The organism is Mycobacterium sp. NGS56 (genome assembly GCF_059812425.1).
Map to the genome: position 1 here is coordinate 1,009,357 of NZ_JCALCQ010000001.1, position 16,377 is coordinate 1,025,733.

The 16,377-nt window shown below is 67.2% G+C and carries 15 protein-coding genes; 10 read left to right on the plus strand and 5 right to left on the minus strand.

Going from position 1 to position 16,377, the window contains the following annotated elements; genetic code table 11:
• Nucleotides 1-3 precede the first annotated feature (3 nt).
• From folC to proB, 8 genes are all read left to right on the plus strand, one after another.
• Complete coding sequence (gene folC / locus AC5Y4F_RS04695; RefSeq protein WP_067938851.1) at nucleotides 4-1,476, plus strand: bifunctional tetrahydrofolate synthase/dihydrofolate synthase; 1,473 nt, start codon at nucleotides 4-6, stop codon at nucleotides 1,474-1,476.
• A complete protein-coding gene (locus AC5Y4F_RS04700) occupies nucleotides 1,473-1,853 on the plus strand; it encodes a DUF4233 domain-containing protein (protein ID WP_067938846.1) in 381 nt (126 codons plus the stop codon). The genes folC and AC5Y4F_RS04700 overlap by 4 nt, the downstream gene beginning before the upstream one ends.
• Nucleotides 1,854-1,938: 85 nt before the next feature.
• Entirely contained in the window at nucleotides 1,939-2,349 is a 411-nt protein-coding gene (ndk, locus tag AC5Y4F_RS04705; RefSeq protein ID WP_067938845.1) for a nucleoside-diphosphate kinase, read from the plus strand.
• 343 nt (nucleotides 2,350-2,692) lie between these two features.
• A complete protein-coding gene (gene rne, locus AC5Y4F_RS04710; protein ID WP_499995315.1) occupies nucleotides 2,693-5,542 on the plus strand; it encodes a ribonuclease E in 2,850 nt (949 codons plus the stop codon).
• Between the two features lie 221 nt (nucleotides 5,543-5,763).
• Nucleotides 5,764-6,075, plus strand: a complete 312-nt coding sequence (gene rplU / locus AC5Y4F_RS04715; RefSeq protein ID WP_067938841.1) for a 50S ribosomal protein L21 — start codon at nucleotides 5,764-5,766, stop codon at nucleotides 6,073-6,075.
• A gap of 17 nt (nucleotides 6,076-6,092) precedes the next feature.
• Complete coding sequence (gene rpmA, locus AC5Y4F_RS04720) at nucleotides 6,093-6,359, plus strand: 50S ribosomal protein L27 (RefSeq protein ID WP_067938839.1); 267 nt, start codon at nucleotides 6,093-6,095, stop codon at nucleotides 6,357-6,359.
• 116 nt (nucleotides 6,360-6,475) lie between these two features.
• On the plus strand, nucleotides 6,476-7,924 hold the full coding sequence (gene obgE / locus AC5Y4F_RS04725; protein ID WP_499995317.1) for a GTPase ObgE: 1,449 nt from the start codon (nucleotides 6,476-6,478) through the stop codon (nucleotides 7,922-7,924).
• Nucleotides 7,921-9,024: a glutamate 5-kinase gene (gene proB, locus AC5Y4F_RS04730; RefSeq protein WP_499995318.1), complete on the plus strand. Its 1,104-nt coding sequence runs from the start codon at nucleotides 7,921-7,923 to the stop codon at nucleotides 9,022-9,024. Before obgE ends, proB begins: the two co-directional genes overlap by 4 nt.
• A gap of 232 nt (nucleotides 9,025-9,256) precedes the next feature.
• Here proB and AC5Y4F_RS04735 read toward each other — a convergent pair whose 3' ends face one another.
• Nucleotides 9,257-9,907 (minus strand): TetR/AcrR family transcriptional regulator, encoded by a 651-nt coding sequence (locus AC5Y4F_RS04735; RefSeq protein WP_499995319.1) that lies wholly within the window; start codon nucleotides 9,905-9,907, stop codon nucleotides 9,257-9,259.
• A 103-nt stretch (nucleotides 9,908-10,010) separates the two neighbouring features.
• Here AC5Y4F_RS04735 and AC5Y4F_RS04740 point away from each other — a divergent pair, with 103 nt between their 5' ends.
• Nucleotides 10,011-11,288: a cytochrome P450 gene (locus tag AC5Y4F_RS04740; protein WP_499995320.1), complete on the plus strand. Its 1,278-nt coding sequence runs from the start codon at nucleotides 10,011-10,013 to the stop codon at nucleotides 11,286-11,288.
• Here AC5Y4F_RS04740 and AC5Y4F_RS04745 read toward each other — a convergent pair.
• Both AC5Y4F_RS04745 and AC5Y4F_RS04750 read right to left on the minus strand, forming a co-directional pair.
• Complete coding sequence (locus tag AC5Y4F_RS04745) at nucleotides 11,285-12,133, minus strand: SIR2 family NAD-dependent protein deacylase (RefSeq protein WP_499995321.1); 849 nt, start codon at nucleotides 12,131-12,133, stop codon at nucleotides 11,285-11,287. The two genes, AC5Y4F_RS04740 and AC5Y4F_RS04745, sit on opposite strands and share 4 nt — an antisense overlap.
• 18 nt (nucleotides 12,134-12,151) lie before the next feature.
• A complete protein-coding gene (locus AC5Y4F_RS04750) occupies nucleotides 12,152-12,691 on the minus strand; it encodes a cysteine hydrolase family protein (RefSeq protein ID WP_499995780.1) in 540 nt (179 codons plus the stop codon).
• 59 nt (nucleotides 12,692-12,750) lie between these two features.
• Here AC5Y4F_RS04750 and AC5Y4F_RS04755 point away from each other — a divergent pair, with 59 nt between their 5' ends.
• Nucleotides 12,751-14,793 carry an NAD(+) synthase gene (locus AC5Y4F_RS04755; RefSeq protein ID WP_067938818.1) on the plus strand — a complete coding sequence of 681 codons (2,043 nt, stop codon included), beginning with the start codon at nucleotides 12,751-12,753 and terminating at the stop codon, nucleotides 14,791-14,793.
• 54 nt (nucleotides 14,794-14,847) lie between these two features.
• On the opposite strand, the gene AC5Y4F_RS04760 is transcribed toward AC5Y4F_RS04755, so the two are convergent.
• Nucleotides 14,848-15,255 carry a hypothetical protein gene (locus AC5Y4F_RS04760; protein WP_067938816.1) on the minus strand — a complete coding sequence of 136 codons (408 nt, stop codon included), beginning with the start codon at nucleotides 15,253-15,255 and terminating at the stop codon, nucleotides 14,848-14,850.
• Between the two features lie 223 nt (nucleotides 15,256-15,478).
• The gene (locus AC5Y4F_RS04765) at nucleotides 15,479-16,357 is read right to left on the minus strand and encodes a ribokinase (protein WP_499995323.1); all 879 of its coding nucleotides are present in this window, start codon (nucleotides 16,355-16,357) and stop codon (nucleotides 15,479-15,481) included.
• Between the last annotated feature and the right edge of the window lie 20 nt (nucleotides 16,358-16,377).

Genomic DNA, 16,377 nt, shown 5'->3' on the forward strand with positions numbered 1-16,377 from the left:
CCGATGACTGAGCCGCCCGAGTGGCCGCCGGATCCGCACTGGCCGCAAGACGAGATTGCCGGCGAGATCCCCGACCCGGCCCCCACACCGGACGAGATCGCATCGTTGCTTCAGGTCGAGCACCTGCTGGACCAGCGGTGGCCGGAGACCAAAATCGAGCCGAGCCTGACCCGGATCAGCGCGCTGCTGGACCTGCTGGGCTCGCCGCAACTGGCCTATCCATCCATCCATGTCGCGGGCACCAACGGCAAGACCTCGGTGGCGCGGATGATCGACGCACTGATCACCGCTCTACACCGGCGCACCGGGCGCACCACCAGCCCGCACCTGCAATCGGCGGTGGAGCGCATCTCCATCGACTCCAAGCCGATCAGCCCGGCGCGCTACGTGGCGACCTACCGTGAGATCGAGCCGTTCGTGCAGATGGTCGACGCGCAGTCGCAGGCCGAGGGCGGCCCCGCGATGAGCAAGTTCGAGGTGCTGACCGCGATGGCGTTCGCCGCGTTCGCGGACGCCCCTGTCGACGTCGCCGTGATCGAGGTGGGGATGGGGGGACGCTGGGATGCCACCAACGTGATCAACGCCCCGGTGGCGGTCATCACCCCGATCTCCATCGATCACGTGGAGTACCTGGGCGACGATCTCGCCGGCATCGCTGGGGAGAAGGCCGGCATCATCACGCGGGCGCCCGAGGGCGCACCCGACACCGTCGCGGTCATCGGGCGTCAGGCTCGCGAGGCGATGGAAGTCCTGCTGGCCCAAACCGTCCAAGCCGATGCCGCGGTGGCCAGAGAGGATTCGGAGTTCGCCGTCTTGGGCCGCCAGGTCGCGATTGGTGGGCAGGTGCTGCAGCTGCAGGGTTTGGGCGGGGTGTACTCCGATGTCTACCTGCCGCTGCACGGTGAGCATCAGGCGCACAACGCCGTGCTGGCTCTCGCGGCGGTTGAGGCGTTCTTCGGTGCCGGTGCGCAGCGTCAGCTCGACGTCGAGGCGGTTCGTGCCGGTTTCGCCGCCGCCGCCAGCCCCGGCCGGCTGGAGCGGATGCGCAGCGCACCTACGGTGTTCATCGACGCCGCGCACAATCCCGCCGGTGCGTCGGCGCTGGCGCAGACCCTGGCCAGTGAATTCGACTTCCGCTATCTCGTCGGGGTGCTCAGCGTGCTTGCGGATAAGGACGTCGACGGCATCCTGGCCGCCCTGCAGCCGGTGTTCGACGCTGTCGTGGTGACCCACAACGGATCTCCGCGGGCGGTCGATGTCGAGTCGCTGGCCTTGGCGGCCCGCGAGCGGTTCGGGCCCGACCGCGTGAGCACCGCGGAAAACCTGCGCGATGCCATCGACGTCGCGACGGCGCTGGTGGACGACGCCGCGGCGGACGGGCCAGCCGAAGCCTTCTCCGGCACCGGCATCGTCATCACCGGCTCGGCCGTCACCGCTGGGGCGGCGAGGACCCTGTTCGGTCGTGATCCGCAATGACCGACGCGCCCGACAACCCCGAGGAGCAGCCCCCGGCGTCACCGGGCGACCCGTGGCGGAGCTTCGGCGCGGTGATGGCCTTGACGCTGTTCCTGGAAGCCATCGTGGTGCTGCTCGCGATCCCCGTGGTGGGCGCGGTGGGCGGCGGCCTGACGACAGCTTCGCTGGTCTACCTGATCGGGTTGGCCGTGCTGCTGATCCTGATGGCCGGCGTTCAGCGCAAACCCTGGGCGATCTGGGCCAACCTCGGCGTGCAGGTGATCCTGCTCGCCGGCTTCGCGATCTATCCGGGTGTGGGTTTCATCGGCGTCCTGTTCACCGGGTTGTGGGGACTGATCGCCTACTTCCGCGCCGAGGTCCGGCGCAGGCAGGGGTAGGCCGGGTAATGGTGTGACGGACCGCGCAGCGGCCCCCGAGCCATCACCCGACCCCGTGGCCGGCTGATTATGTACGCTGTCCGCCGTGACCGAACGGACATTGGTACTGATCAAGCCCGACGCCGTGCAGCGGCAGCTGGTGGGGGAGATCATCGGCCGCATCGAGCGCAAAGGCCTGACCATCGCCGCGCTGGAGCTACGGCCCGTCGGCCGCGATCTTGCCGCCCAGCACTACGCGGAACACGACGGCAAGCCGTTCTTCGACTCGCTGCTGGAGTTCATCACGTCGGGACCGGTGGTGGCGGCCATCGTGGCGGGGCCGCGGGCGATCGCCGCATTTCGGCAGCTCGCGGGCGGCACCGACCCCGTGGAGAAGGCGATTCCGGGCACGATCCGGGGCGATTTCGGGCTGGAGACCCAGTTCAACCTGGTGCATGGGTCTGATTCGGCGGAGTCCGCGAAACGCGAAATCGCACTCTGGTTTCCCAAGGCCTAGACCTGCGGCGATAGCTGCCGCGGCGCGGTCCCGAGTAACTTTGCTGAAGTGGCCGCATCATGTGTGGCTGGGGCGGTGGCGTGATGTGGGATACTGGTCTCGGGTGAACGTCGCCGGACCGGTGTCAGACACCCGAATGAAGACTTAGACAAGCGCGACCATAGCCTCGTCGCCTTGGTTCGCTGCATGTCAGGCCGTCATTCAGCACGGCGCCGAGTGGGTCTGCGATCCTGGGCCGCTCGGGGCGAGACCATTACAAGCCCGGGAGAAGTGACCCGGGTCCATAGCGAAGCCCTCGCGTGGCCGCGTCGCAATGACGCGCCCGGGGGCTTGAGGAGAATACGTGGTAGACGGTGCACCGACTGCAGACCCATCAGAAGAATCGACTCGGCCGGAGGAACTGCCGGACCGCTTAAGAGTTCATTCGCTGGCCCGAACGCTGGGAACCACCAGCAAGCGGGTGCTGGACGCCTTGAGCGAGCTGGACGGACGAATCCGCAGCGCGCATTCCACCGTGGACCGCGACGACGCGGTCCGGGTACGGGACCTGCTGGCGTCGTCCGCGCAACCGCCGGCGACCGGTGAGGATGCGGTCAGCACGCCGGCGGCCTCCGAAGCGAGCGCCGCCGACGAACCCGAATCGCGATTGCTGCTCGAGAGCCCGGACAGTGCCGACGAGCGGCCGCATTACATGCCGCTGTTCGTCGCGCCGCAGCCGATCGATACCCGCGAGGAAGAAACCGGCGCCGACGACGGCGCAGACGCCGACGACACCGACGCCTCCGACGGCGATGACGACGAGCAGACCGACCGGCCGTCGAACCGGCGGCGGCGCCGCGGCCGTCGTGGTCGTGGCCGCGGGCGCGGCGAGCAGGGCGGATCCGACGGTCAAGGTGACGAGGACGACGACGAGGCGCAACCGCGGGGCAAGAAGGGCGGTCAGGCGGACTCTGAGGACTCCGAGGACTCCGACGGACAGGACTCCGACGACTCCGATGACTCGGACGACTCGGATAACGGTGACGACGGCTCGGCCGACGGCGGCAATCGCCGCCGCCGGCGGCGCCGGCGGCGCAAATCCGGATCGGGCGACGACAACGACGAGGGGTCATCGCCGGATGACCCGCCCAACACGGTGGTGCACGAGCGGTCGCCCCGCAACGGCAAGGGTGGCGGTGACGACTCCGCCGGCTCGAACAACGAGATCAAGGGCATCAACGGCTCCACCCGGCTCGAGGCCAAGCGGCAACGGCGCCGGGACGGCCGCGACGCCGGCCGGCGCCGCCCCCCGGTGCTGACCGAGGCCGAATTCCTGGCCCGCCGCGAGGCGGTCGAGCGGATGATGGTCGTGCGCGACCGGGTCCGCACCGAGCAGCCCCATCAGGGATCGCGCTATACCCAGATCGCGGTGCTCGAGGACGGCATCGTCGTCGAGCACTTCGTCACGTCGGCCGCGTCGGCCTCGCTGGTGGGCAACATATACCTGGGGATCGTGCAAAACGTGCTGCCGTCGATGGAGGCGGCGTTCGTCGATATCGGCCGCGGCCGCAACGGTGTGCTCTACGCCGGCGAGGTCAATTGGGAAGCCGCCGGACTCGGTGGGTCCGATCGCAAGATCGAACAAGCGCTCAAACCCGGCGACTATGTCGTCGTCCAGGTCAGCAAAGACCCGGTCGGGCACAAGGGGGCGCGGCTTACCACGCAGGTGTCGCTGGCGGGGCGCTATCTGGTCTACGTGCCGGGGGCGTCGTCGACCGGGATCAGCCGCAAACTGCCCGACACGGAACGTCAACGGCTCAAAGAGATCCTGCGTGAAGTGGTGCCGTCGGACGCCGGTGTGATCATCCGGACCGCGTCCGAGGGGGTGAAGGAAGAGGACATCCGCGGCGACGTCAGCCGCTTGCAGGAGCGCTGGAAACAGATCGAGGCCAAGGCGATCGAGGTCAAGGAGAAGGCCGCAGGCGCGGCGGTGGCCCTCTACGAAGAGCCCGACGTGCTGGTCAAGGTGATCCGCGACCTGTTCAACGAGGACTTCGCCGGCCTGATCGTCTCCGGTGACGAGGCCTGGAACACCATCAACGATTATGTGAATTCCGTTGCCCCGGACCTGGTTTCGAAGTTGACGAAGTACGAGACGCCCGACGGCCCGGACGGGCAGGCCGGGCCGGATGTGTTCGCGGTGCATCGCATCGATGAGCAGCTCGCCAAGGCGATGGAGCGCAAGGTGTGGCTGCCATCGGGCGGCACGCTGGTGATCGATCGGACCGAGGCGATGACGGTGGTCGACGTCAACACCGGCAAGTTCACCGGGTCGGGGGGCAACCTCGAGCAGACGGTCACCAAGAACAACCTCGAGGCGGCCGAGGAGATCGTGCGCCAGCTGCGGCTGCGCGACATCGGCGGCATCGTGGTCATCGACTTCATCGACATGGTGCTGGAGTCCAACCGCGATCTGGTGCTGCGGCGGCTGACCGAGGCGCTGGCCCGCGACCGCACCCGTCATCAGGTCTCCGAGGTGACGTCGCTCGGTTTGGTCCAGCTGACCCGCAAGCGGTTGGGCACCGGCCTCATCGAAGCCTTCTCGACGTCGTGTTCGACTTGCGGTGGGCGCGGGATCCTGCTGCACACCGACCCGGTCGATTCGGCCTCGTCGAATGGGCGCAAGTCCGAATCCGGTGGTGGCCGCCGGGGCAGGCGCAAGAAGAACAAAACCGAGGAGCAGGTGGTGGCCAAGGTGCCCGCCCATGCTCCCGGCGAGCATCCGATGTTCAAGGCGATGGCCGCCGGCTCCTCCGCGCAGCCCGACGATGACGAATCCGACGAGATCACCGAAGACACCACCGACGAGCTCGACCAGGACAAGCCGGGTCGCCCGGGCGACGGCGCCGACACCGAGGACTTCGACGACAGCGACGAAGATTCGGACGATGACGATGACGACGACGCCGACGAGGACGACGACCTCGACGACGAGGACGAGGACATCGACGACGAGGACGAGGACATCGACGACGAAGAGGACCTCGGCGACGATGACGAGGATCTCGAGATCGACGACGACGATCTGGACACCGAGGACGATTCCGACGACACCGGGCCAGGCCCGGCTGTCGCCGCCCAGGCCGGCGCGGGACGCCCCCGGCGCAGACGCGCTGCGGGCAGGCCGGCCGGACCGCCGATCCACGCCGACTGAGTCGGCCGACCAGAAGACGGCGGTCGCGTCCGGTTTGACCCTGTAGCCGCTGGTCACGTACCCTTGGACAGTTGTCGTCAGGCCGGGCGACTAAGTTTGGCCGGCGGCAGCGGGACTCCCGGGAGCCGGCGTAGGCCCGCAACCCAGACCCACCACGTGCACCGCGGTTGGTTCGCGCGCGACGCGCACAGCAGCGGTTAGAAGAAGGAGCAGGAGCAACGATGGCGACCTACGCAATCGTGAAGACGGGCGGCAAGCAGTACAAGGTCGCCGTCGGGGACGTGGTCAAGGTCGAGAAGCTCGAATCCGAGCCAGGCTCGAACGTGTCGCTGCCGGTTGCCCTGGTGGTGGACGGAGCCAAGGTGACCAGCGATGCGGCCGCACTGGCCAAGGTCGCGGTGACCGGCGAGGTGCTCGAGCACACCAAGGGCCCCAAGATTCGTATCCACAAGTTCAGGAACAAGACCGGCTACCACAAGCGTCAGGGACACCGTCAGCAGCTGACGGTCCTGAAGGTCACCGGAATCAAGTAGTAGCGGAGGCGACAGACATGGCACACAAGAAGGGCGCTTCCAGCTCGCGCAACGGTCGCGATTCCGCCGCGCAGCGGCTGGGCGTGAAGCGATTCGGCGGCCAAATCGTCAAGGCGGGCGAGATCATCGTTCGGCAGCGCGGCACCAAGTTCCACCCGGGCGTGGGAGTCGGCCGCGGCGGGGACGACACCTTGTTCGCCAAGGAAGCCGGCGCCGTCGAGTTCGGCCTCAAGCGCGGCCGCAAGACCGTCAACATCGTGGCGGCCGGACAAGCCACCGACTGACGGTGTTTCCGGGCCCAGCCCGGTGATTTCGGCGCCCGGCTCTGATTGGATAGCCTGGCTCCTCAGCCGACCGTTACGGTCCGCGTCGTCGCCAGGCGAAGGTGAGGTGATCCACGATGCCTCGGTTCGTCGACCGCGTCGTCATCCATGCGCGCGCCGGTGCCGGGGGTAATGGCTGCGCCTCGGTTCATCGCGAGAAATTCAAGCCGCTCGGCGGCCCCGATGGTGGCAATGGCGGCCGCGGCGGCAGCATTATTTTCGTCGTCGATCCGCAGGTGCATACCCTGCTCGATTTCCATTTCCATCCGCACGTCACCGCGCCCTCGGGCAAGCAGGGGATGGGCAGCAACCGTGACGGTGCCGCCGGCACCGACCTCGAAGTCAAGGTGCCCGACGGCACCGTCGTCCTCGACGAAAACGGCCGGATGCTGGCCGACCTTGTCGGCGCGGGCACCCGCTTCGAAGCCGCCGCCGGCGGCCGCGGCGGGCTTGGCAACGCCGCTCTTGCATCGCGGGCGCGCAAGGCCCCCGGCTTTGCGCTGCTGGGCGAACAGGGCCAGACCCGCGACCTGACTCTGGAACTCAAGACGGTCGCCGACGCCGGCCTGATCGGCTTTCCCTCGGCCGGCAAATCTTCGCTGGTGTCCACGATCTCGGCGGCCAAGCCCAAGATCGCCGACTACCCCTTCACCACGTTGGTTCCCAACCTCGGCGTGGTGTCGGCGGGTGAGCACACCTTCACCGTCGCGGACGTGCCCGGCCTGATCCCGGGTGCCTCCCAGGGCCGCGGCCTGGGCCTGGATTTCCTCCGGCACATCGAGCGATGCGCCGTGCTGGTGCATGTCGTCGACTGCGCGACTGCCGAACCCGGCCGCGACCCGATCTCCGACATCGACGCGTTGGAGGCCGAACTCGCGGCGTATACGCCCACCCTGCAAGGGGATGCGACGTTGGGTGATCTGACCGAACGGCCCCGCGCGGTGGTGCTGAACAAGATCGACGTGCCGGAGGCGCGCGAGCTCGCCGAATTCGTTCGTGACGAGATCGCCGAGCGTGGCTGGCCGGTGTTCCTGGTGTCGACGGTGGCGCGAGAGGGTTTGCAGCCGTTGATCTTTGGGTTATGGAAGATGATCTCGGACTATCAGGCCGCGCAGCCCGAAATCGTGCCGCGGCGTCCGGTGATTCGCCCGGTTCCCGTCGATGACAGCGGCTTCAGTGTCGAGCCGGATTCCCAGCAGCCGGGCGCTTTCGTCGTCAGCGGCGCGCGGCCCGAACGTTGGGTCCGCCAGACCAACTTCGACAACGACGAGGCCGTCGGATATCTCGCCGACCGCCTGGCGCGCCTCGGTGTGGAAGAGGAGTTGCTGCGGCTGGGCGCGCGACCGGGTTGCGAAGTGACCATCGGAGACATGACGTTCGATTGGGAGCCGCAAACGCCTGCGGGGCAACAGGTTGCGTTGTCGGGCCGTGGCACCGACGCACGGTTGGAGCGCACCGAGCGCATCGGCGCGGCCGAACGTAAGGCTGCCCGGCGCCAGCGCCGCGAGCACAGTGAGGAGTCGTGAGCCCCCATCGCGACGCCATCCGCAATGCTCGCAGCCTGGTGGTCAAGGTCGGGACCAACGCGCTGACCACCCCGGCCGGGGTGTTCGACGCGGGCCGACTGGCCGGGCTGGCCGATGCGATCGAGGCGCGGATGAAGGCGGGTACCGACGTCGTCATCGTGTCGTCCGGAGCCATCGCCGCTGGCATCGAGCCGCTCGGATTGTCTCGCCGTCCCAGGGATTTGGCGACAAAACAGGCTGCGGCCAGCGTTGGTCAGGTGGCGCTGGTGAATTCGTGGAGCGCCGCGTTCGCCCGCTACGGCCGCACGGTAGGGCAGGTGCTGCTGAGTGCGCACGATATCTCGATGCGGGCCCAGCACACCAACGCCCAGCGCACGCTGGACCGGCTGCGCGCACTGCACGCGGTGGCGATCGTCAACGAGAACGACACTGTGGCCACCAACGAGATCCGGTTCGGCGACAACGACCGGCTTTCGGCGCTGGTGGCTCACCTGGTCGGTGCCGAAGGGTTGGTGCTGCTGTCCGACATCGATGGGCTTTATGACACGGATCCGCGAAAGACCGACGGCGCGAGGTTCATCGCAGAAGTTGCGGGATCCGCGGATCTGATCGGCGTAATCGCCGGACCCGGAAGCGATTTGGGCACCGGCGGAATGGCATCGAAAATGTCCTCGGCGCTGCTGGCCGCCGACGCCGGTGTTCCGGTGCTGCTGGCCGCTGCGGCCGACGCCGCGACCGCGCTCACCGACGCCTCGGTCGGCACGGTGTTCGCCGCACGCCCGGTGCGGATGTCCGCACGTCGGTTCTGGGTGCGTTACGCCGCTGAGGCGGCCGGCGCGCTGACCCTGGACGGGGGGGCCGTGCGCGCGGTAGTGCGGCAGCGTCGCTCGCTGCTGCCCGCCGGGATCACCGCGGTGGCCGGGCGGTTCTACGCCGGTGATGTCGTCGAACTGCGCGACCCGGACGCGGTGATGGTGGCCCGGGGCGTGGTCGCCTACGACGCGACTGAACTGACCACCATGATGGGCCGCTCAACCTCTGAGCTGCCCGGCGAGCTGCGCAGGCCCGCGGTGCACGCCGACGACTTGGTGGCGGTGTAAGGGACGATCCTGGTGCGCCGTGGCCGGCGGCACTTCGGGACTGATCCGTGGGCGCCACTTCGGGATAAGCCGTGGGCGTCACTCTGGAACTAAGCCGTGGGCGCCACTTCGCGACTAATCCGTGGGCGCCACTTCGGGACTAATAGGACTTTTCCAAACGTGCTAGCGCATGCGCCAGCACGTTTGGGGTTGACCTCGTGGTCGGACTGTCGGCTCATCGAGATGAGTCGGGTCAGCGCTCCGAGGTCGGCTTGAGATACAGTGCACCCCATACGATTTCGGCCAGGGTGGCGGCCAGCTCGGCGTCGTAGTCGGATGGCTCCGTCGGCAGGTTCTGCTGGCAGGCCCGTTCGACCATCCAGGTCAGCGCGCTGGCGGTGGTCAGCGGGGCCAGCTCGGGGCGGATCGCGCCATCGGCCTGGCCGTCTTCGATGACGTGGGTGAGTTGCTCGGAGATCCCAGTCAGCAGTTCGCGATACGTTTGCCCCGTCAGCGCGTCGTAGGCGGCCATTTCGTTGAGTGCGACCAACACCGCCTGATGCCGCCGGTAGGTGGCGATGACGCGGCTCATCGCCGTTCGCACGTCGTCCGGGTCATGCCGGCCGGCCACGCTCCACCAGCTGCGCGCGCCGTCGGTCAGATCGCCGAACACCTGGCCGGCGAGCCGGCGCAGCAGATGGCCCTTGTCCTCGAAGTAGATGTAGAAGCTGGCCCGGGAAATGCCGGCCTCGCCCGAGAGCCGGTCCACGCTCAGTTCGGTGAAGCTCGCGCCGTCGCGCATCAGCCGTTCGGTGGCGTCCAGCAGGCGGCGCTCCATCTGTTCGCGGCGCTGCTCGCGCGCCGCACCTCGGTGCCCCTGCGGCTTGCGGGTGAGCGACGGCATGCGCCGAGCATAACCGATCCGTCGACATATTGACTAGACGTAGTGTCTAGGCATATTGTCGCGGGGAAGCTGTGACCGGGGTCATACGAGACGGAGGATCACCATGGCCGTGATGACGGGAAAATCTGGCACCGACAGGACTGGCCGTGCCTACGACGAGATCGATCTGTCCTCGCGGGCGTTCTGGTCCACCACCGCGGCGGACCGGGAACGCTCGTTCGCCGTGCTGCGGGCCGAACGCCCGGTGAGCTGGCATCCGCCGGTCGAAGACTCATTGATGCCGGACCCGACCGACCCCGGCTTCTGGGCGGTCACCCGGCGCGCCGACATCGTCGCCGTCAGCCGCAACAACGAGGTCTTCATGTCCGGCCGGGGCGTGATGTTCGAGAGCATCCCGGTGGAGCTGCTCGAGGCGTCGCAGTCCTTCCTGGCGATGGATCCTCCGCGACACACCAAGTTGCGCAAGCTTGCTCACGCCGCGCTCAGCCCCCGGCAGGTCCGCCGCATCGAAGACTCGATCAAGGCCAACGCCAAGGCCATCGTCGAAGAACTGCGGGCCGCCGGCAGTGGTGCGGATTTCGTCGACCGCTGCGCCAAGGAACTGCCCATCCGCACCCTGTCGGACATGATGGGGATTCCGGAATCCGAGCGTGAGCGCATGGCCCACGCGACCGATGCCCTGGTGTCCTGGGCCGACCCGGAATTCCTCAACGGGCGCCCGGCGATGGAAGTCCTGGTGGAAAACCAGCTGTATCTGCACCAAGTCGTCGGCAGCCTGGCCACGGAACGCCGGAAGCACCCCGGCGACGATCTGATCAGCAGCCTGGTTACCGCCGAGGTCGACGGTGACCGCCTGGAAGACGCGGAGGTGGCCGCGTTCTTCGTCCTGCTCTCCGTGGCGGGCAACGACACCACTCGGCAGACCATCAGCCATACGCTGAGGGCGCTCACCGATTTTCCCGATGAGAAGGCCTGGCTACTCGAGGATTTCGACAACCGGATCGGGACGGCCATCGAGGAGTTCATCCGCTGGGCGACGCCGGTCATGACCTTCCGTCGCACGGCGGCAACGGATTTCGAGCTGGGCGCGCAGACGATCCAGGCCGGCGAGAAGGTGGTGATGTTCTATCCATCGGGCAACTGGGACACTGAGGTATTCGACCACCCGGAACGCTTGAACTTAAACCGTGACCCCAATCCGCACGTCGGCTTCGGCGGCGGCGGATTGCACTTCTGCCTCGGTGCGCACGTGGCCCGGGCCCAGCTGCGGGCGATATTCGGTGAGCTGTTTCGCCAGCTGCCGGACGTCCAGGCGGGCGAGCCCAGCTACTTGGCCGGTAACTTCGTGCACGCCATCCGCAGCATGCCATGTACTTTCTAACGCGTTGGCAGGGGCGCTAATTCGTCGGCGAGCAGCGTCAGCAACTCCGAGCACCCGCCGTCGACCTTGACGGTGGCCAGGTCGTCGCCGCGGGTCTGGCCGCGGTTGATGATGGCGATCGGCATGCCCAGCGCGGCGGCGTGGCGGACGAACCGGTAGCCGGAGAACACGGTCAGCGACGAGCCGGCGACCAATAACGCGTCGGCCTGTTCCACCAACCTAAACGATTCTGCCACAACATCTTTGGAGACGCTTTCGCCGAAGTAGACGATGTCCGGCTTGAGCATGCCGCCGCAATGGTCGCAACCCAGATACCGGAACGACGCGGTGTCGGCGACGACGGCGTCGGCGTCGGGAGCCACCGCCAGCCCGCCGATCGCTTCGGCGCGCTCGATGAACCCGGGGTTGAGCGTCTCCAGCCGTTCGGCCAATGCCGCACGGGTCATGGTGGCTCCGCAGCTCAGGCAGGCCACCTGCGCGTAGGTGCCGTGCAGGTTGATGACATTTCGGCTGCCGGCCTTGGTGTGCAGCAGGTCGACATTCTGTGTGATCACGCCGGTGACCACCGATGCGGCCTCGAGCTCGGCGAGTGCTCGGTGGCCCGCGTTGGGCAGCGTCTCGTCCATATGCCGCCAACCGACGTGGTTGCGTGCCCAGTACCGCTGCCGAAACGTCGGATCGCTGGTGAACTGGCGGATCGTCATGGGATTGCTCGGAGGTGAATCGGGTCCCCGGTAGTCGGGAATGCCCGAATCGGTGGAGATGCCCGCGCCCGTCAGCACCGCGAATCGACGGCCGGCCAGCAGAGTGACCAGTTCGGGCGATTCTGCGCAGCCGACGGTCACTCACCCAGCGTAGGGGATTTAGCCCAGGCAGTCCGCCGCGGTGGTGAGCTCCGCGGCCATGTTTTGCTGCATCATCGTGCACGCCGCCGCGCCCAGGTCGGCATCGATGTGTGCGACGGCATCGGTTGGGATCACGACGGGGAAGTGCCGCACGTAGGCATCCAGGGCGGTGTAGAGGATGCATTGCTCGGTGACCTGACCGGTGATGATCAACCGCTTCGTTTCCAGCCGGTTGAGCAGGTATGCCAGTGCCGTGGCATAAAACGCGCTGTGCCGGACTTTCGTCATCACGCGGCAGTCCTCGGTGGGCAGGATCGGCTTCACCAGATCGGGCCGGGCCCCGTCGCGTGCGGCATGAACGATGTCGGAGAACTGCGCGGTGAAGTCCCCATAGTTGTCGTTGACGTACACCAGGTCGACGTCGTCGATTTCACGTGCCCGGCGAACCAAATCGGTCAAAGGCTCGATGATCTTCGCCACATTGGGTATTAGATCTTCAGCATCGGGATGCTGATATGTGTTCATCATGTCGACCACTAAGACAGCCGTGTCACTCATGGCGTCGGGGATACCCGCCGACTCCCGGTTGACACGCATGGGACGACAATGGAAGGGCGATGGACTTTTACAACTCTTACAGCCAGGGCTTTGCCCGCGTCGCCGCGTGCACGCACCGCACCGTCATCGGCGACCCGGCCGCGAACGCCGAATCGGTCCTGAGGATGGCCAGGGAATGCCATGACGATGCCGTTGCGCTCGCCGTCTTTCCGGAACTGACGCTGTCCGGCTATTCCATCGAAGACATCGTGCTGCAGGATCTGTTGCTTGACGATGTCGAGAAGGCCGTCGCGGAGATCGTCGCGGCCTCGGCCGACTTGTTGCCGGTGCTGGTGGTCGGTGCCCCGTTGCGCCATCGGCACCGGATCTACAACGCCGCCGTCGTCATCCACCGCGGCGAGGTGCTCGGGGTGGCGCCGAAGTCCTACCTGCCCACCTATCGGGAGTTTTACGAGCGCCGCCAGATCGCACCAGGAGACGACGAGCGCGGGAGCATCCACGTCGCCGGCCTCGAGGTGCCATTCGGCCCCGACCTGCTTTTCGAGGCTTCCGACGTGCCCGGTTTGGTGCTGCACGTGGAAATTTGCGAGGACATGTTCGTGCCGATCCCGCCCAGCGCGGAGGCCGCGCTCGCAGGCGCGACGGTGCTGGCCAACCTGTCCGGCAGTCCGATTACGATCGGTCGCGCCGAGGACCGCTGCCTGCTGGCCCGTTCGGCCTCGTCGCGGTGCCTGGCCGCTTACGTGTATTCGGCTGCCGGGGAAGGTGAATCGACGACCGACCTGGCCTGGGACGGTCAGACCATGGTGTTCGAGAACGGTGTGATGCTGGCGCAGTCCGAGCGCTTCCCGAAAGGAGAGCGGCGCAGCGTCGCCGACGTCGATATCGAATTGCTTCGCTCGGAACGGCTCCGGATGGGCACGTTCGACGACAACCGCCGCCACCATCGGACGACGACGGACGACTACCGGCGAATCCCGTTCCGGCTGGACCCGCCGGGCGGCGATATCGGGTTGCGTCGCGAGGTCGAGCGATTCCCCTTCGTTCCCGCCGACCCGCAACGGCTGGAACAGGACTGCTTCGAGGGCTACAACATCCAGGTCGCCGGTCTCGAACAGCGGCTGCGCGCACTGGATTTCCCCAAGGTCGTCATCGGGATTTCCGGTGGGCTGGACTCGACGCACGCGCTGATCGTCGCCGCACGCGCGATGGATCGCGAACAACGCCCACGCAGTGACATCTTGGCGTTCACCCTGCCCGGCTTTGCGACCGGCGACCACACCAAACGCAACGCGGCCGAGCTATGCCGCACGCTGGGTGTGACGTTCTCCGAGATCGACATTCGCCAGACCGCGGAACTGATGCTCAAGGAGATGGATCACCCGTTCGCCCGAGGCGAGGAAGTCTATGACGTCACCTTCGAAAACGTTCAGGCCGGTTTGCGCACCGACTACTTGTTCCGCCTGGCCAACCAGCGAGGCGGGATCGTGCTGGGCACCGGAGACCTGTCCGAACTCGGATTGGGCTGGTCGACATACGGTGTCGGCGACCAGATGTCGCACTACAACGTCAATGGCGGCGTACCCAAAACGCTTGTCCAGCACCTGATCCGCTGGGTCATCTCGTCGGAACAGTTCGAGCCGGAGGTCAGCGAGGTGTTGCAGTCGGTGCTCGACACCGAGATCACCCCGGAGCTGGTTCCCAGCGGCGAAGAGGAAGAGCTGCAGAGCAGCGAGGCGAAAGTGGGCCCGTTTGCACTACAGGACTTTTCACTGTTCCATGTGCTGCGTTACGGATTCCGGCCGTCGAAAATCGCTTTCCTGGCCTGGCATGCGTGGAGCGATCCCGAACAGGGCATCTGGCCGCCCGGCTTCCCCGAGGACAAACGGCCGTCGTACTCGCTGAAGGAAATTCGCCATTGGCTGCAGGTGTTCGTGCAGCGGTTCTACTCGTTCAGCCAGTTCAAGCGGTCCGCCCTGCCCAACGGGCCCAAGGTGTCGCACGGCGGTTCGCTGTCGCCGCGGGGGGATTGGCGCGCCCCGTCCGATATGTCGGCGCGCATCTGGCTCGACGAGATCGAACGCGAGATTCCGGAGGACTAGTTCGCACACTCGCGGGCCCGCTCGGGCGCACCGAGCGGGCCCTGAGCGTGTTGATCAAGCCCTTGCGCGGCGCCATCCCTGGTATTGCACTTCGGCGAACACCAGCGTGTAAACGCCGGCCGCTAGGTTCAACACCACGCCGGTCGACGTCAACGGGAAGACGTCGGCGAGCACGAGCACGATTGCGGCGACCGTGTATGTCACGTTCGCGATGATGACGCCCATGCCGGCGCGCCGTACCGACGGCAAGGCGGCCAGCCCGAACACCACCGCGCCGTAGGTGATCAAGAAGGCGCCCATGCCGTACTCGAACGCTTTCGTGGTGCCCGAGAGGTCGGCGAGCCAGCCGGCCACCGGGATACCGGCCAGGCCGACCAGCGCGCTGATGGCGGCGTCGGCACGCATGGCAAGGCGAAGCAAGCCGTCCCGGGTACCGGTGCGGTCGATCGTGATTGCGGACATGATGTTCCTTTCTCGACGGCGGACTGCGATCGCCACCGACGCTGCTCGCAAACCACTGCCAGATCGACGCCAGCCGCTGCCAAACACTGCCAACCGCAGGTCAGCGGGGTGATGGCCCACCGTGCGCTGGTAGGTTCGATCGAGCGTGTAGCGGTGTGGGCCATGCCCGGGATCGGTGGTGGCCAGGCGTAGTCGTCATGGGCCGGATTGGCGGGCAGCGCGGCTAGGACGCGTCCCGGAGCGCCTTGTCGATCGCAGCGGCGTCCGGTGCGCAATCACCAGCGCCGGCCACCAGCGTCGCCAGCGCACCTGCCGCGCAGGCGCGCCGCAAGGCGATCCGCCGCTGGTCTGGCGAGCCGGGATTGGTTGGCCAATTGGCGGCCAGCACGCCGGCGAACACGTCGCCGGCCCCGGTGGTGTCCACCGCATCCACCGTCGGAGCCGACACGGTGTACTCGCCGTCCACGCCAACGTAACGGGCGCCGCTCGCGCCCAGCGTTACCACTAAATGCTTTGGACGCCAGGGCCATTCGTCGGCCTCTTCTTCGTTGGTGATCACCACGTCCGCGGCGGCCGCCAAATCGCCCAACGAGTCGGAGTCCTGACCGGCGGGCGAAGCGTTCACGAGGACGACCGCGCCGGACGAGCGGGCGTGTCGCGCCGCGGCGACCGCGGTGCGCAGCGGGATCTCCAGCTGGGTCAACAGCACATCGCAGTCACCGACGACCGCGCGGGCACGGTCGTCGGTGAGTGTGAAACGACCGTTGGCACCCGGCGCGACAACGATGGTGTTCTCGGCGTTGGCGTCGACCAACACGATTGCCGTGCCGCTGGGGCCGGGAATTTCGACGGCTCCGTCCAGTCCGACGCCGTTGGCCTCGAGGTGCGCGCGCAATTGCCCGCCGGCCGCGTCATCGCCCACCGCGCCGACGAATTGCACCCGGGCACCGGCGCGCGCCGCCGCCACCGCCTGATTTCCACCCTTGCCGCCGGGGGCGTGCGCCAACGATGACGCCAAAACCGTTTCCCCGGGCCGCGGAAGGGCATCGACACTTAGCGACAGATCCAGATTCACGCTGCCCACGACGCAGACCCCGGCCATGAGCAATGACGTTAGTCGTG

Excerpts from the sequence above, each read along its gene's own strand:
- AC5Y4F_RS04740 (WP_499995320.1), top strand. The coding sequence starts at position 10,011 with ATGGCCGTGATGACGGGAAAATCTGGCACCGACAGGACTGGCCGTGCC.
- AC5Y4F_RS04750 (WP_499995780.1), bottom strand. The coding sequence starts at position 12,691 with ATGAGTGACACGGCTGTCTTAGTGGTCGACATGATGAACACATATCAG.
- AC5Y4F_RS04760 (WP_067938816.1), bottom strand. The coding sequence starts at position 15,255 with ATGTCCGCAATCACGATCGACCGCACCGGTACCCGGGACGGCTTGCTT.
- rplU (WP_067938841.1), top strand. The coding sequence starts at position 5,764 with ATGGCGACCTACGCAATCGTGAAGACGGGCGGCAAGCAGTACAAGGTC.
- AC5Y4F_RS04765 (WP_499995323.1), bottom strand. The coding sequence starts at position 16,357 with ATGGCCGGGGTCTGCGTCGTGGGCAGCGTGAATCTGGATCTGTCGCTA.
- obgE (WP_499995317.1), top strand. The coding sequence starts at position 6,476 with ATGCCTCGGTTCGTCGACCGCGTCGTCATCCATGCGCGCGCCGGTGCC.
- AC5Y4F_RS04735 (WP_499995319.1), bottom strand. The coding sequence starts at position 9,907 with ATGCCGTCGCTCACCCGCAAGCCGCAGGGGCACCGAGGTGCGGCGCGC.
- folC (WP_067938851.1), top strand. The coding sequence starts at position 4 with ATGACTGAGCCGCCCGAGTGGCCGCCGGATCCGCACTGGCCGCAAGAC.
- AC5Y4F_RS04700 (WP_067938846.1), top strand. The coding sequence starts at position 1,473 with ATGACCGACGCGCCCGACAACCCCGAGGAGCAGCCCCCGGCGTCACCG.
- rpmA (WP_067938839.1), top strand. The coding sequence starts at position 6,093 with ATGGCACACAAGAAGGGCGCTTCCAGCTCGCGCAACGGTCGCGATTCC.
- AC5Y4F_RS04755 (WP_067938818.1), top strand. The coding sequence starts at position 12,751 with ATGGACTTTTACAACTCTTACAGCCAGGGCTTTGCCCGCGTCGCCGCG.